General features: G+C 60.2%; 13 protein-coding genes. 10 read left to right on the top strand and 3 right to left on the bottom strand.

The window, feature by feature from the left end:
- The first annotated feature begins 44 nt into the window (after positions 1 to 44).
- Both QCL51_RS08835 and QCL51_RS08830 read left to right on the top strand, forming a co-directional pair.
- Positions 45 to 344, top strand: coding sequence for a hypothetical protein (locus tag QCL51_RS08835; RefSeq protein WP_003251328.1), 300 nt, complete (start codon positions 45 to 47; stop codon positions 342 to 344).
- Between the two features lie 447 nt (positions 345 to 791).
- Positions 792 to 1,307 (top strand): DUF4880 domain-containing protein, encoded by a 516-nt coding sequence (locus QCL51_RS08830; RefSeq protein WP_021783198.1) that lies wholly within the window; start codon positions 792 to 794, stop codon positions 1,305 to 1,307.
- A gap of 133 nt (positions 1,308 to 1,440) precedes the next feature.
- Here QCL51_RS08830 and tssM read toward each other — a convergent pair whose 3' ends face one another.
- From tssM to vasI, 3 genes are read right to left on the bottom strand one after another with little or no spacing between them, the layout of a single operon-like run.
- On the bottom strand, positions 1,441 to 5,067 hold the full coding sequence (gene tssM, locus QCL51_RS08825) for a type VI secretion system membrane subunit TssM (RefSeq protein WP_021783199.1): 3,627 nt from the start codon (positions 5,065 to 5,067) through the stop codon (positions 1,441 to 1,443).
- A complete protein-coding gene (tssA, locus tag QCL51_RS08820; RefSeq protein ID WP_028698374.1) occupies positions 5,064 to 6,530 on the bottom strand; it encodes a type VI secretion system protein TssA in 1,467 nt (488 codons plus the stop codon). The genes tssM and tssA overlap by 4 nt, the downstream gene beginning before the upstream one ends.
- The gene (gene vasI, locus QCL51_RS08815; protein ID WP_172402870.1) at positions 6,518 to 7,150 is read right to left on the bottom strand and encodes a type VI secretion system-associated protein VasI; all 633 of its coding nucleotides are present in this window, start codon (positions 7,148 to 7,150) and stop codon (positions 6,518 to 6,520) included. Before vasI ends, tssA begins: the two co-directional genes overlap by 13 nt.
- Before the next feature lie 275 nt (positions 7,151 to 7,425).
- On the opposite strand from vasI, the gene tssB reads away from it, so the two are divergent.
- From tssB to tssK, 8 genes are read left to right on the top strand one after another with little or no spacing between them, the layout of a single operon-like run.
- Entirely contained in the window at positions 7,426 to 7,929 is a 504-nt protein-coding gene (tssB, locus tag QCL51_RS08810; RefSeq protein ID WP_028698376.1) for a type VI secretion system contractile sheath small subunit, read from the top strand.
- Positions 7,930 to 7,946: 17 nt separating this feature from the next.
- Positions 7,947 to 9,434, top strand: coding sequence for a type VI secretion system contractile sheath large subunit (gene tssC, locus QCL51_RS08805; RefSeq protein WP_101196180.1), 1,488 nt, complete (start codon positions 7,947 to 7,949; stop codon positions 9,432 to 9,434).
- Complete coding sequence (gene tssE, locus QCL51_RS08800) at positions 9,431 to 9,841, top strand: type VI secretion system baseplate subunit TssE (RefSeq protein ID WP_028698378.1); 411 nt, start codon at positions 9,431 to 9,433, stop codon at positions 9,839 to 9,841. Before tssC ends, tssE begins: the two co-directional genes overlap by 4 nt.
- Before the next feature lie 3 nt (positions 9,842 to 9,844).
- The gene (gene tssF, locus QCL51_RS08795; protein ID WP_103444687.1) at positions 9,845 to 11,611 is read left to right on the top strand and encodes a type VI secretion system baseplate subunit TssF; all 1,767 of its coding nucleotides are present in this window, start codon (positions 9,845 to 9,847) and stop codon (positions 11,609 to 11,611) included.
- On the top strand, positions 11,575 to 12,591 hold the full coding sequence (tssG, locus tag QCL51_RS08790) for a type VI secretion system baseplate subunit TssG (RefSeq protein WP_028698380.1): 1,017 nt from the start codon (positions 11,575 to 11,577) through the stop codon (positions 12,589 to 12,591). Before tssF ends, tssG begins: the two co-directional genes overlap by 37 nt.
- The gene (locus QCL51_RS08785; protein WP_101196182.1) at positions 12,588 to 12,800 is read left to right on the top strand and encodes a hypothetical protein; all 213 of its coding nucleotides are present in this window, start codon (positions 12,588 to 12,590) and stop codon (positions 12,798 to 12,800) included. Before tssG ends, QCL51_RS08785 begins: the two co-directional genes overlap by 4 nt.
- On the top strand, positions 12,797 to 13,594 hold the full coding sequence (gene tssJ / locus QCL51_RS08780; RefSeq protein WP_101196183.1) for a type VI secretion system lipoprotein TssJ: 798 nt from the start codon (positions 12,797 to 12,799) through the stop codon (positions 13,592 to 13,594). Before QCL51_RS08785 ends, tssJ begins: the two co-directional genes overlap by 4 nt.
- Before the next feature lie 49 nt (positions 13,595 to 13,643).
- Positions 13,644 to 14,981 (top strand): type VI secretion system baseplate subunit TssK, encoded by a 1,338-nt coding sequence (tssK, locus tag QCL51_RS08775; protein ID WP_103444690.1) that lies wholly within the window; start codon positions 13,644 to 13,646, stop codon positions 14,979 to 14,981.
- Position 14,982 lies beyond the last annotated feature (1 nt).

The following is a 14,982-nucleotide window of genomic DNA, read 5'->3' as shown; positions in this document are numbered from 1 at the left end:
TCTGTGATTCCAGTGTGCTTGAAGGGAAATCAGCAGGTATTGCCATGAAACCATCGAAAAACGACGAAACAGATCTCGACAGCGAAGCCGCACGCCGCGCGCTCGACTACTACCTCAACCCCAACCCGCCGCGGCCTACCCTGGACAACAGGATCTGGACCCTGCACGAGGGCGTAACCGGCGACCAGGCCCAGGAACACGCCATCGCCCTGCTGCGCTGCGCTGCGGCCACCGCCCAGGAAACCGCTACACACCAGCACGGCAGCCAGCGCGAACTGACCTTCGCGTTGATGCACATGATGGACATGGCTCGCGCACTGCTGGAGCACAAACGCACCGAGTGACCGGGTTTACAGACAAGAGAGAAGGGAGAAAACGTGATAGCCAGGTAACGGCAAAGGCCCCGATTGCCGGGACAAGGAAGCGCGCCGGTAAAACTTTTTTACCGGATTAGCGAAAATTCATTTGACTGGCAAATGATAACGATTATTATTGCACTCAGCTGATCGCGAGATCCGCTGGATAACCTGAAAGCTTAGGTCGCTCTCAGATTATCTCCTCATCAGGCTAATCACGGTTTTTGACCCGGCTTTTTGCCGGGTCTTTTTTTTGGCTCTTCAGGCTAATGAAGATCATGATGGCGCGCATGATAACAAAGGTGTTTCAGGGCGTGAACGCTCGTTACAAAACTTTGCGGAATCAGCACTTGAGAATCAATCTCGTTTAATCTACGCTGATCACGCATCACGGAAGATGCCCCCTCCTCCCCTTTATAGAGCAAGGAGCTGTCCATGACCCGTCTGCTGCTGCCCCTTGAACACCCCACTCCTGCTGCCGAGCATGATGCCGACGACGCCCTGCTGCATGCACTGAAGCGGCTACCACGGCGCGTACAGCAAGTATTCCTGCTCAACCGCCTCGATCAGCTGGACTTCGCCAGCATCGCTGTGCGCCTTGACCTGCCACTGGCGAGTATCGAGCGCAACATGGGCCAGGCGCTGCAGGCTGGCCGCTCGCGCCGGGATGTGCTGACGAGCGTGGCCGGGCAATGGTATGTGCGCTTGCAGAGTCCGCAAGTGACGGCGTGCGAGCGTATCGACTTCCGCCGCTGGCTGGATGCCGATACGGCGAACTTGCAGGCGTTTCACGATACGGAACTGCGGTGGCGCAGCCTGCTGGCGCCGGCACGCCAATTGGGCCATGACGGCTGGTATCGGCAAGGCCGGGCGGCGCTGTCGCTGGGCGGCTGCTCGGTTGCGGTCGGGCTGGGTGTGGCGGCCTTGGTACTGGTTGGGTTCTGGGCTTGATCACCGCTTCAGCATCCCTGTACGTCCCTGCCCCTGAGCATGCACCGTGCGCATGCCCGACTTCAGTTGCTCGATAGCCTGGGTACAGACATGTCGTGCCTGGGCTCGCTCTTCGTTTTGCACCGCCTCCTGCCTACATGACAGGCACATCCGCCTGTTCGGCCAACGCCACCCTGACTGGCTGTTGCAACAACCCTCGGGGCAACCGAAAACCTTTGAACGGTTGTTGAGTAATTGGGTTGAAGGCCTTTTCCGCGTTCAGCCTGTAGCGCATCACACCATCACCTGTTTTGAAGCTCAGGTCCACGCTGGTTGCCGTACGCCCATTGAGCGCACCGCGGCTCAGCAGGCGAAACATCGACCAAGGCCCTCGATACTCCAGGCTGCTGCTATTGCCGTTCTGCCTGAGCAGGGTCAGGTTGCTGCGCACGTGTTGCCCCAAGGTATTGGGCCAGACAATACCGGTGATCTGGCTTGGGCCGTGGGTGTAGGAAATCAGCTGGCCATCCAGATCCAACAGGCTGGTGCGTTGATTTGCACTAAGCCCCAACGGCTCGATACTGAACTGCACGCTGAGGTTACCGCGCTGATCAAAGAACGTTTCGCGGATGCGATCGGCCCGTTCCAGCTGCTCGATCACATCGGTACGGATCAGGGAGCGCCCCTGCAAACCATCCTGCAAGGCTTCCAGATTGTCCTTGAGGAAAAGCTTCAGGTATTGATCCTGGAACTGCTGCAGTCGCCCCTTCGGCCCGAAGAACGCCTCAAAGTCTTCCAGCGAAGCGTCGGGTGCCCTGACTACGAAAGGGTAGCGCTCTGCCAGGCGCTGCTGGAAGAAGCTGTAGACTTCAGCATCCCATCGCCGCTCCAACTCGCGCAACGCTTCAACGTTCAGCACCTGCGCCGTTTGATCTGCCACCTTTCTAACGTGATGATTGATTGGCTCCGGCAAGCCAGTGGCAACGCGTTGCAAGGTGCCGATGGGGTCGTGCCCGGTCATTGAAAAGCGTTGATGCACTGCGTGCAGCGCAGCCTTGCCTCGGTCTGGGCTACCCTGTACCGCCTTGGCATAGTCGTGGACGGCGACTATGGCTGCGTGGGTTTCATCGTAGTAGCTCGGTTTTTCGCCTGCAGCGTGCAACATGGCGCTCAAGCCTGCAAACGCCCGCTGGATGACCAGCGCCTGTTGTTGCTCAGGCTTGCTGTTGACCGAAACTGGCGAAGGGGCCTCATCCGCCACGCCAACATTAACCGGTGATAACAGCGAACTGTTGTCGCGAACCGTCTCCAGCAATCGGTGCAACGGCGCCGCTGGCCCAGCCAACTGTTCAAGGATCGTGACGCCATGATCCAGGTCTCGAAAATCCGCCACGGAGAATGCGTTCAAGGCGCGGCGCCAGCTGTCGATGTAGTCGGCGCTGTACAGGTTGCGCAGGCGCTCGTTCAGCGCAGCCTGGTCGGCATCGGAGTAATCCAGTTGAGCACGTTCCCCCAGTACCCACTGGTCGATCATGGCCATTTCCGTAAAGCGCTGACTACGCGGTTCAAAGTACTCCTTGAAGCCTTTGGCGGTGAGCATTGGCGCCAGCAAAACACCATTGTCGCCCTGGCTCGAGCCGGAAGACAGCTGGTAAACGACATCGAACGCAGGCCCCACCTGATGACGCAGGTCCAGACCGGTATGCAACTGTTCCTGGGCCTGCTGCTTCAGGCCCGCATACACGCGTTGTGGCAACGGCACCTTACGCAATGTCTGCTGCACGTGGCTGACACGCTGGCGATACTGCGGCAGGTCGGTATCCGCGTAGGCCAGCGCATACTTCAGGTGCCGCATGAGGTCTCGTTGCAGCTGCCCCTGGCCGGGGAAGGCCTGTTGCCATTGTTGCGCCATCCAGTCCTCGACCCATTCCGCTCGACGGTTCCGGCGATCCTCAAGCATCCGGTAAACCCGGAGCGCGGTCATTTGCTGCTCGCTGCCGGGGGGCGCCGCATCCATGGCCTCGATCACGCCGCTGGCCAACGCAGGCAAGAAGCGCCTGGACAACAAGCTGAGGTACGCCTCATCCACGGTCGGCCCGATGGTACGGCCCTGGTACAGCCCCAGATCAGCAACACCCGGCCACGCAGCGCGGTAGTCGCCAAACACTGCTACCGCATCGCGGATCTGGTCCAGCGGCTCCAGCAAGTTGCGCCCGGTCGGGTCCAGACGCTGATCCACTTCGTGATGGCTGTACTCCCGGCTCTTGGCCAGCACGCTGGCGGCCTTGACGCCATTGATGTCGAAGTAACGATGCCAGCTGGCGATGGCGACGCAGAAGGCCAGAACGCCTACAGAAGAACCCACCCACAGCAGTTGGCGCTTGCGCCGAGCCACCCTGACGTTATCGCCGGCAAGGCCGGCCTCTTTGTAGATGACCCGTCCAAAGGCCTTTTGAATGAAGTAGGCCAACGCCTTGCCCTGCGTCTTGCCCTCAACCAAGGGGAGGCTGGTCTTGTAAGGCTGCGCCGCCTCACGGACAAAGGCGTTGCGCACGTCACCGTGCTGGACGACTGACGACCAATACACACCGCGCACCAGCGCCGGGGTGGTGAAACGGTCACTTGCCAAGGTCTCGCGCAGAAAGCCCAACAGTACTGGGCGCAACCCGAGCAACTGCCTATGCAGTGAGTAGAGACGTGAACGCAACGCAGGGCTACCCGGCACGTCCAGCTGATCGATCACCTGCTCGAACAGCTGCTCCAGCAACCGATCGTAATGTTCGCCATACTCGCCTAGCCAAGCGTCGAAGGTATCGACCGCATCCAGCTTGAACGTGAATCCAAACAGGCTGTTGCGCTTGGCGGCCGAAAGCTTGCTGTAGAATTGGTCGAAGCCGTCCAGCAGATCGAATTTGCTCAACACGACATAAAGCGGCAAGCGCGAGCCCAACTGGCTGCTCACCTCGTAAAGACGTGTGCGCAGCAGGTGGGCAAGGGCCGTGCGTTGCTCGACGGTACCGTGCAGTAGCGCAGGCAGGTCGACAACCAGCACCAGGCCGTTGAGGGCTCTCTGGCTTCGATTGCGCTGCAGCCAATCCAGCAGATGCTGCCACAAGTTGGCTTGGGTTCCAGGCGGTACCGAGGACTCAGCGTCACTGGAGCCACTGCTCAGCGAATCTACGGGACCGTTCTGGCTGATAAAGGCACCGGGCGGGTCGATGATCACCGCATCATTGCTGATCCACCATCCCACGGGGTAGGCGAGCGCCTGCGCAGGCCGGCCTCGTGCCTGGGCCTTGTCGATGCGGGTCAACGAGAAACTTTGATCGGTGCAGTCAATAAAGCTGCTCTTGCCGGCCTGCCTGGCGCCCAGCACGAGGTACCACGGCAATCGGTACAGCGCGCGACGCCCACCGGCATTGTCCAGATAGCGTGCGAGCGCTTGGCTCAACCCCTTCTCTTGTGCGTGAACGAACGGTAGCGCCGGGTCCGCCTCGGCGTCCATTGCCTGCTGACGCTCTGCTTGCAAGCGGCGAAAGCGCGTTCTCAACACGACCAACCAGCACAACAGCACCATCAACAAGAGCACCAGGCTGGCCACACTACGATGCACCACACTGGCCAACGGCTGCTGATCGCGCCACGTCCATTGCGGGCCGAGCCACCAGATGGCAACCAGCATCAGCACAGCACCAAGCCCAAGTAGCAGCGGCATTGCCAGACCGATACGGGTCATGAGCGGCCAGCCCCAACGTTTGAGGTACTTCCAGAGTTGATTCATCGAGGCTCCTGCTCCTTGTTCCGATCGGCCAGCACGTGGGAGGACGCGTATTGTTGAAGCCGCTGGAATACCTCGGGCTCCCAGTCGCTGGCGGTGGTTTGCTGCATCGTTCGCGCGACCCCGGCGCACAGGTCCTGGGCTAACCAGGACACGCCTCGTGCGGCCAACAGATCAGCTGCGATGACGGTGGTATGACAGCGCTCGCGAGGGGCTCGAAAATCTGCCTGCATCCCCTGCAGCCTTAGCAACACCGGTTCTACGCCGCCGCTTTCCAGCTGGCTGACCAGTTCTTCGCGAAGGCTGGCGAACTCTTGGGAGGCTGCCGCTTGCTCGGACTGCCCGTCTGCCCTTTTGAGCCAGGCCAGGCATTGGTCGTCGACAAACACCTGACCGTCGCTGAAGCACAGCTGCTGCAGCGCTGGCATGCGCAGCACGAAACGAGCGGTCGCCGCACGGATGGCCTCAGCCACTTCGCCCATCGCCAGCCGCGACGCGGCGGTCGCGGCAAGAAAGCTGCCGCGAATCCAGAAGGGAGAAGCCGTCACACTTTTTTCAACTCGCTGGAGCAACGCCGCGTCGATTACGGTGCCGGCGATGGCATCCTCGTAGTCACTGGCAATATCCCGTGGTACTGCCATCAACTCTGTACGGCTGCCCTGCCGGGTTTGCGGTGCGGCCTGAATGTGGGCCCACAGGCCGAAGCGGCGCAGTTGATAGCCGGTAGGGTCGTACGGGTCCTGCTGGTTGATCAGCTCGGCCATGCTCAACATGGCTCGGCGCGTCTCGCGCTCGTTACCGATCGACATGCGGGGTTTTGGCGTGGCGATGACATCAGCCTGCGGCGCAGGTTGCGGGCTCTCCACCGGCGCCTTGGGCGCATCGCGCTCGCCAATACCATTGGCAAGCGCCGTGTGTTTGTGCAACAGGCGCTCCAGCTCACCCAGAACAGCCGGGTCAAGCTGGGCAGCTTGCTGCTGACACATCAAACGGGCCAATGCACGCTTCGCCGCTGCGGCGTGAGTCGCGGTGTACGTGAAACGATCAAGGCGCGGCAGCGCATCGATCAAGCGATTGAACAACAGGCCAACGATCTTGCGCTTGGTCAGGAAGCCTTTCGGGCCAGGCGTTGGATGAGCGGTTTCCCAATAGTTGTCGATCATTCCGCCCAGCAACGCCAAGGTGAACCCCCAGCGCTCCCAACAGCCACTGCGCAGCCACGCAACGCTCAAGTGCGCGACGATCCGCAGATGCTTGCACTGTCGCTCCAGGTACTGAGCAGAGGCCTCCTCGATGTAGTTCCAGTCGATAGACGCTTCCTGCAGCCCACCCAGCTTGACCATCTCCTGGTCAATGGCCTGGTAGGTTTCGTCTTCCACATCGAACAGTCCCGCCGGCACCTGGGTATCGATGGGTGCGAGCAACCGTGTGACTTCTTGCGCCTCGACCTCAGCTACCAGCGACATGTCTTGCGAGCCTCGTCGATAAGCGGGTCCAACCCCTGAGCGTCAAAAACGAGTCCATCAACGGCAGGGTTGTCGCTCTCTACGTGAATGCGATGGGCCCCGATCAATTGCCTGATCTGCTCGATACCCGGCAAGCCTCTGCCGGCGTCGAGCACTTGGCCGTTTTCCATCACTTGCCACGGTGTGGGTACAGTAGCGCCCCGCTCCCCTAGCAACCGTACCTGCACTCGGCTGGCATCGACGGGTTGGGCGGTGACCAGTTGCAACCTCGAGATGTTCTGCACGCAGCTGATGATCAGGTAGGGGTGCGGTGCAACTGAAGCAATCGCAGGGGCAGAGATCATGAGCCCGCCTTCTTCAGAGCGGAGGCGAAACCTCAAGTCCTCGGGCGCCCGCCCCGTCTCATGGATCAATACGCGACGCACCGTGGGTGCCTCCAGCTCCTGCGCTGACCACTGTCGGTGCGGCGTGAATCCCGGCGTACCCGCCGCCTGATCGAAACACGCCAGGCGCTCGATATTGGACACGATCCGTGAGCAGTCCTGCGATGCGCGGGTTAAGGCAGGCATTAACAAAAACAGTAATGAAAGTCCGACGCCACCTGCATAACGAATAATCATCTCACCTTAACTCTCCCGCTCAATAGCACACATACACGAGCATTAACCCGGCCACCCCAACAACAAAAAAAAGGCTAGTACACAAACTCACCATTATTCAACAAATTATTTTGTTACATATTAGAACTCGACGCTCGGCGATTATCAAGCGCATGGTTTTTAAGCAACTCACAACTCAAACTCCAGGCATCATGTTTACCCCATGTTTAACACACAAGCCTTACTTGTAGGAAACGTCCTACATATAAAACCCACACTGGGAAATACATATAACCATGACTAAATCCTCAGGCTCCGTTGCACCCAAAGAACGCATCAACATCAAATATGTGCCCGCCACCGGTGACGAGCAGGCCGAGGTAGAGCTGCCGCACAAGATGATGGTGCTGGGCGACTTCGGCCTCGATGACAGCCGCTCCCTCGAAGACCGTCAGGTCATGCGCATCGATAAACACACCTTCAACAACGTGTTGAATGACGCCGATGTGAGCCTGGCCATGTCGGTGCCCTCCGCGCTTGACGCTACTCCGGATGCAGAGCTGGCAGTCAAACTGCAATTCAAGTCCATCCAGGACTTCGGCCCAGATCGCATCGCACGCCAGGTGCCCGAGCTGAACAAGCTGCTGCAGTTGCGTGAAGCGCTGGTTGCCCTGAAAGGCCCGCTGGGCAACGTGCCCACCTTCCGCAAACAGCTGCAGCAGCTTCTGAACGACGCGCATGCCCGCAAGCAACTCGCGCAAGAACTCGACCTGGTGCTTGAAGCGCCAAAAGCAGACTGAGACAACGGAGCGTCCCCATGCCAAAGCCAAGCACAACTGTCACTGTTGAAACACAGGCCGAAACACTGAGCAATGCCACCTTGCTCGACCAGATCATGGCAGAGACCAAGTTGGTTCCCACACAAGAGGGTTACCAAGTGGCCAGGCAGGGTGTATCCGCCTTCATTGCCGAAATTCTAAAAAACAATGACCCAGATCAATTGATCAACAAACACCGCGTCGACCAGATGATTGCCGAGCTGGATCGGGTCCTCAGCAAGCAGATGGATGCCATTCTGCATGAACCCGCGTTCCAGCAACTTGAATCCTCGTGGCGCAGCCTCAAACTTCTGGTCGACCGCACGGACTTTCGCGAGAATATCAAGCTCGAAGTCTTGCACGTCAGCAAGGAAGACTTGCTCGATGACTTCGAGAACGCCGCCGACATTACCTGCAGTGGTATTTACAAACACGTCTATACCGCCGGTTACGGCCAGTTCGGTGGCGAGCCGGTCGCGGCAATGGTTGGCAACTACAACTTCGGCCCCTCTTCGCCTGATATCAAACTGTTGAGCTACATGGCGTCAGTCGGTGCCATGTCGCATGCGCCCTTCATTGCGGCACCCTCCCCAGAGTTTTTCAACCTGAGCAGCTTCGAAGCGCTACCCAATCTGAAGGAAATCAAAGACATCTTCGCCGGCCCAAGGCATGCCAAGTGGCGCGCGTTCCGCGAGAGCGAAGATGCCCGCCACATCGCGCTGACCGGGCCGCGCTTCATGCTGCGCTCCGCCTACCATCACCAGGACCAGCCGATCAGCAGCTTCAATTACGATGAGAACATCAACGGCCGGCACGACAATTACCTGTGGGGCAGCTCAGCCTTCCTGTTGGCCAGCTGCATCAACGACAGCTTTGCCCGCTACCGCTGGTGTCCCAACATCATCGGCCCACAATCGGGTGGTGCCGTCGAAGACCTGCCGGTGCATCTGTACGAATCGCTGGGGCAGCTGCAGGCCAAGATCCCTACCGAGGTACTGATTTCCGACCGCAAGGAATTCGAGCTGGCCGAAGAGGGCTTTATCGCCCTGACCATGCGCAAGGACAGCGACAACGCCGCGTTCTTCTCAGCCAACTCGGTGCAGAAGCCGAAAAACTTCCCCAAGACACCCGAAGGCCTGCAGGCACAGACCAACTACAAGCTCGGCACCCAACTGCCGTACCTGTTCATCGTCAATCGCCTGGCTCACTACATCAAGGTGTTGCAGCGCGAGCAGATCGGCAGCTGGAAGGAGCGACGCGACCTTGAGTCCGAACTCAACAAATGGATCAAGCAATACGTCGCCGACCAGGAAAACCCTTCGGCCGATGTGCGCAGCCGTCGGCCGCTGCGTGCTGCCAGGGTCGAGGTCTCGGACGTGGCGGGTGATCCGGGCTGGTACCAGGTCTCGCTCGCCGTGCGCCCGCACTTCAAGTACATGGGCGCGAACTTCGAAATTTCCCTGGTAGGCCGGCTCGACACGCAATGAGTGGTTTCTTCGATCGCTTGATGGCGGACCCGTCCGCCATCCGGGAGCCGTCTCGCCAGGAAAACGCTTCGCACAAGTTCGCGGCCATCAAGCGTCACCTCGAAACGTTGCTGAACGCTCGCCAGGGTTGCTCCCAAAGCAGCCCCGACCTGGGCCTGCGCGACTTCAACGGGCATGACGTCAGCAGCGGCGACCTGCTGCAGCAAGTGAGCGCCGATATCCGCCGTACCCTCCAGCGCTTTGAACCGCGCATCCACGTGCGCGCGCTCAAAGCGGTACCGGATTGTCACGCCCCGTTGGAACTGCATTTCAGGCTCGACTGCCAGGTGCAGGTCAACAACCAGGCAGAGCAGTTGCAGCTGGAGCTGCTGGTAAACGGACACAACCGCTACACCCGAGTGAGGTGACCCATGTCACTGAAGGACAGATTCAGCGAAGAACTGCGTTACCTGCACGAGTTGGGAAACGACTTCGCCAAGGACAACCCTCAGCTTGCCCGGCTGCTAGGCAAGGCGGGCAGCGACCCTGATGTCGAGCGGTTGATGGAAGCCTTTGCGTTTCTAACGGCCAAACTTCGGCTGAAGCTGGAAGATGACCTGCCAGAACTCACCCACCCCATGCTGCAGATACTGTGGCCCAACTACCTGCGCCCGTTGCCCAGCGCCACGATTATCCGATTCTCGCCACGCAAACAATCGCTCAGCCAGTCACAGCACATTCCCAAAGGTGCAAGGTTGTTCTCGAAACCCGTCGACGCCGTGCCCTGCGAGTTTCGTACCTGCACGGGAGTGAGCCTTCATCCATTTGAAATCAGCGCCGTCAGCGCAACCCAGACACTCGACAGTTCTGTGGTTCGCATCGGCCTGCAAACCTTGGTCGAACGGCCACTGAATACGTTGGGCTGCACGCGTCTGGACTTCCACCTGAGCGGCGACAACCGCACCGCTCTGACGCTTTATCTATGGATCTCTCAATACCTCAAACACGTCAGCGTGATCATGAACGGCGAGGTGCGCCGGCTACCGGCCAACAGCATCGGGTTCCCAGGTTTCAGCCCTGAGGAGGCCTTGCTGCCCTACCCGCAAAACGTGTTCGATGGCTACCGGATTCTGCAGGAATACTTCGTGTTCCCGAAGCGCTTCCACTTCTTCAGCATTACCGGCCTGGAAAAGCTGTGGCCGGCACAAGCCTGCCAGCAGGTGGGCATCGAGTTGCATTTCACGCGTCAACTGCCAGACCCCCTGCGCGTTGGCTCAGAAGATTTCAGCCTGTTCTGCACCCCGGCGGTCAACCTGTTCAAGCACAGTGCCGAGCCCATCGACCTGGCCAGCGAGGCTGCCCAGGTAGAGCTGAAGCCCAGAAGCGAGGCGCAGTCCGCTTACGAAATCTTCAGTGTCGACAAAGTCATCAGCACCCGAACGACCACTGACGGAAGTACCGGGGAGCACCTGCGGACTTTTCGCCCTTTCGAATCGTTCGCCCACGAAATCGAGCATGCCCAAGGCCGCACGGCGCTCTACTACCGCTACCAACTCGAAGAGTCCCTGCGCGGCGATGGCGTGACCCACCGCATCGCCTTCGTGCGCGCCGATGCCAACAACTATATAGGTGAGCTTGAAACTGCATCCATCGACCTGACCTGCACCAACAGGGACTTGCCGCTGGCGCTGGGCGTGGATGACATCAACGTCCTCACCGAAGTCACGCCGCCCCTGGCGACCTATACCAACATCTGCGCCCCCACCCGCCCCTACCGGCCCGTGCTGGATGGCCAGTTGCAGTGGGCGTTGATCTCCAACATGTCGCTCAACTACCTGTCGCTGCTGTCGGTCGAGCCGCTCAAGGCGGTTATTCGCACCTACGACTTCGCGGCGTTGCACGACATCCAGCAAGCGCGCACTACCCACAAACGCCTCGACGGTATTCGCGAAATCCACACACAGCCCATGGACTGGCTGATCAAGGGGCAACCCATTCGCGGCCTGCACACCCGGCTGAAACTGGACCAGACCGCCTTCCTCTGCGAAGGCGACCTCTACCTGTTCGGCTGCGTGCTCGCGCACTTCTTCGCCCTGTACGCCAGCATCAATTCCTTCCATCAACTGGAAGTGATCAACACCACCAACAACGAGCACTACACATGGCCCATCCAGACCGGCAAGCAACCGCTGATCTAGCCGACAAGCTGCTCGCCAACGCGCACCAGTACAACTTCTTCCAGTTGCTGGAGCGGTTGCATGGCCTGCACGGCGACGACCTGGAACCGCGTTGGGCGGATGAGGCCACCCGGCTGCGCGTACGGCTGGCCTGCGACCCGCGCCTGACCTTTCCCGTCGCTGATGTGTACAAGGCCGAGCGTATGCCCGGGGAGGATGAGCGCTATCGCGTGTGCACCACGTTCATGGGGCTGCACGGTACCGACTCGCCCTTGCCCACCTATTACCTGGAGCAAGTGGCTTATGAACATGCCCAGGGTGTAGGCGTGCGGCCGGCCTTCTTCGACTTCTTCAACCACTACCTGCTCAGCCTGCTGTACCGAATCTGGCGCAAGTACCGCTATTACATCCGTTTTCAACCCGGTGCGCGCGACGGGTTCTCCCAGTACATGTTTGCCCTGCTCGGGCTGAACGACAAACAGCTGCGCGGCGACACGACACTGCCCTGGAGCCGCCTGCTCAGCTTTGCCGGGGTTATCGCCAGCCGCAGCCGCGCACCGGGTACCGTCGCCGGCATCATCGCCCACTGCTTCGATCTGACGCACGTGCAGATCCGCGAATTCGAGACGCGCTCGGTCACCACCAACAGCAAACAGCTTGTAAGCCTCGGGCACAGCAACGGCGAGCTTGGCAGCACGTTCATGGTCGGCACCCGCACCCGCACCCGCAGCAGCAAGTTCACCATCGTCATCAGCGAACTCGACCAGGCGCAGCTGCATGACTTGCTGCCCAGCGGCATCAACTTCGGTCGCTTGCGCGCCTTGATTGATTTTCTGCTGCGCGATGGCCTGGCGTATGACCTGGAGCTGCGCCTGAAACAAAACGCACTGTCGCCGTTCTGCCTGCACCGCAGTCAAGGCGCCTACCTGGGCTGGACCAGCTTTGTCGATGACCGCGATGGCCAGATCAGTCCCGTTGTCCGCTTCCGGGGGCGCTCATGAGCACATTGACCTTGTGCATCATCAATCTCGACCAGGTGCAGCACACCGTCACCCTGCGTCACCGGTTCGATCGCACGGGCGGCACCATCGGCAGCGACGGGGCCGATTGGGTGATCAAAGACCCCATGGCGGCGTTCGAGGCGCTGGCTGATGCGGCGCCATCAACCGCGAACCCGCTGCAACATCTGACGGCGGGAGAGCGCACATGAGCCGCCTGGCCTTCTTGATGGCGCCTTTGCTGATCGTGCTGGTCGGGCTGCCTGGTTGCAAGTCCTTGAGCAGAGCCACCAAGGTGGTGCTGGACCACTCGTTACCGATCGGGCCGCCCAAGGACGCCCCAACCCAAGTCGCGTTCAGCATCAACGTCAGCCCAACGCTCAACGGCAACCCGAACAGTACCGACGTGGCGGCCATCCCCGAGAGCATCCTGGAACCCAGCCCCTACGCAGTCACCTTGAGCGCCGGCGATCCGCACGCACTGACCGACAAAGTCGGGACTCTGTTCGAATACCTGCAAGTGCAATTCCCCGCCATGTCCCCCGTGGAAACCGGCGAAGAGGACCTGAGCGAATGGGCTCGCTCCCCGATGGAAGAAAGCTCGCCCGGCAGCTATGACGACCCCACGGTGGTGCTCACACTGCCGGGCAGCAAGGCCGAAGCCAGCGTGCCTGTCGCCACACCGATTGCCATCAAGATCCTGCAACTGCGCGATGACTCGCTGCTGCGCAACAGCGTGTACCAACTGCTGGACGATGACCCCGCCAAGGCACTGCGCAGTACCTACATCCGCGATGACGATTACCTGCTGAACCCAGGCCAGTTCAAGTTCATACCGTTTGAGCCCATCGAGCCCGAGACCCGCTTCGTCGCGGTGATCGGCGACTACAGAAACCAGGAGAACGCGACCTGGCAGCAAGTGTTGCGGATTCCGCCACGCGGCCACCAGATCATTCTCTCAGTGCTGGTCAATGACGCGCAGATTCTGCTCAAGGAGGAGGAATGACAGCGCCTCTGCACCCTATCCCCCTTACTCACGCTGACACGGAGCGCTCATGAGTTCACGTAACCCCGTTCTGTGGCCCGAAGGCCTGTTCGTCAAACCACAACATTTCCAACAAGCTGCGCGGGCCAGTGAAGCGGCCTTGCATCAGCGCCTTGGCAGCCTCAACGCGGCCTTCTACGGCTTCAGCGAACTGCAGTTGAGCAACGAATACCTGAGCCTGGGCAAGGTCGCCATCACCAAGGCGCGGGGCATCATGCCCGATGGCACAGTGTTCGATATTCCTGCCGATCTGCCGCCGCCTCCACCCCTGGAAATCGAGGACGACGGTTCGAAAGACAGCGAGATATTCCTGTGCTTGCCGCTGCGTACCGAGGGGGGCCGTGAAGTCAGCTGGCCCGACAATGCCGCCAACTTCCGCTACAACGCTCAGGCAGAGGAGATCAAGGATACCCACAGCGCCGACGGTGACCTGGTGCAGGTCGACCTGGCCGTGCCCAACCTGCAGCTCAAGCGTAAAGCCGATGACAGCAGTGCCTACACCCGCCTGGCCCTGGCACGTATTCTGGAACGGCGCCCCGACGGTAGCCTGCAATTGGATGAAGCGTTCTACCCCACCAGCGTTTCGGTGCGGGCAGTGCCGGCCCTTCAGCGTTTCCTTGAAGAAATCACCAACACCCTGCGCGAGCGTGCGCGCAATCTCGCCGCCCGCATTGGCGCTTCGGGCCAGTCGGGTATCGCCGACATTCGCGACTTCAACCTGCTGCAGGCCATGAACCGCTGGTGGCCATGCTTCAACCACCTGGCCAGGCAAGGACAAACACACCCCGAGCAGTTGTACCTGTCCATGAGCCAGGCCTGTGGCGAATTCGTCACCTTCACCGACGAGAACCGGCTGCCGCAGGAATACCCGGCCTACCACCACACCGCACTGCGTACCTCGTTCAAGCCCCTGGAGGACACGCTCCGTCGAGCCCTGAGCACGGTCCTGCAACCCCGCGCCGTGTCACTGCCGCTGGAGACCCTGGACTTTGGTGTGATGACGACCACGCTGGAAGACCGGCGCCTGATAGACGAAGCCGATTTCATCATCGCCGTGCGCGCCAACCTGCCGCCGCAGACGTTGCGCCAGATGTTCATACAGAAAGCCAAGGTCACCTCACTCGAGTCCTTGAATGACCTGGTGCCTTTGCAACTGCCGGGCATCCCGCTGCTGCCCTTGCCTGTCGCACCACGCGACCTGCCCTTCCATGCGGGCTTCAGCTACTTCGAACTGGACCGCCGTGCCCCCGCCTGGGCCTGCATGAAGATGGCCAACGGCTTCGGCTTCCACGTTGCAGGTGAGTTCCCAGGGCTTGAACTGCAGTTCTGGGCGATCAGGGGTGAATGAT

It is taken from the genome of Pseudomonas sp. LTR0, from assembly GCF_036630035.1.
Lineage (GTDB): Bacteria > Pseudomonadota > Gammaproteobacteria > Pseudomonadales > Pseudomonadaceae > Aquipseudomonas > Aquipseudomonas putida_Y.
The sequence above is the reverse complement of the archived record's forward strand: the minus strand, read 5'-3'. Positions and strand labels throughout refer to the sequence as shown.

Excerpts from the sequence above, each read along its gene's own strand:
- tssM (WP_021783199.1), bottom strand. The coding sequence starts at position 5,067 with ATGAATCAACTCTGGAAGTACCTCAAACGTTGGGGCTGGCCGCTCATG.
- tssG (WP_028698380.1), top strand. The coding sequence starts at position 11,575 with ATGGCCCATCCAGACCGGCAAGCAACCGCTGATCTAGCCGACAAGCTG.
- tssK (WP_103444690.1), top strand. The coding sequence starts at position 13,644 with ATGAGTTCACGTAACCCCGTTCTGTGGCCCGAAGGCCTGTTCGTCAAA.
- tssJ (WP_101196183.1), top strand. The coding sequence starts at position 12,797 with ATGAGCCGCCTGGCCTTCTTGATGGCGCCTTTGCTGATCGTGCTGGTC.
- tssC (WP_101196180.1), top strand. The coding sequence starts at position 7,947 with ATGCCAAAGCCAAGCACAACTGTCACTGTTGAAACACAGGCCGAAACA.
- QCL51_RS08835 (WP_003251328.1), top strand. The coding sequence starts at position 45 with ATGAAACCATCGAAAAACGACGAAACAGATCTCGACAGCGAAGCCGCA.
- tssE (WP_028698378.1), top strand. The coding sequence starts at position 9,431 with ATGAGTGGTTTCTTCGATCGCTTGATGGCGGACCCGTCCGCCATCCGG.
- tssF (WP_103444687.1), top strand. The coding sequence starts at position 9,845 with ATGTCACTGAAGGACAGATTCAGCGAAGAACTGCGTTACCTGCACGAG.
- tssA (WP_028698374.1), bottom strand. The coding sequence starts at position 6,530 with ATGTCGCTGGTAGCTGAGGTCGAGGCGCAAGAAGTCACACGGTTGCTC.
- QCL51_RS08830 (WP_021783198.1), top strand. The coding sequence starts at position 792 with ATGACCCGTCTGCTGCTGCCCCTTGAACACCCCACTCCTGCTGCCGAG.
- tssB (WP_028698376.1), top strand. The coding sequence starts at position 7,426 with ATGACTAAATCCTCAGGCTCCGTTGCACCCAAAGAACGCATCAACATC.
- vasI (WP_172402870.1), bottom strand. The coding sequence starts at position 7,150 with ATGATTATTCGTTATGCAGGTGGCGTCGGACTTTCATTACTGTTTTTG.
- QCL51_RS08785 (WP_101196182.1), top strand. The coding sequence starts at position 12,588 with ATGAGCACATTGACCTTGTGCATCATCAATCTCGACCAGGTGCAGCAC.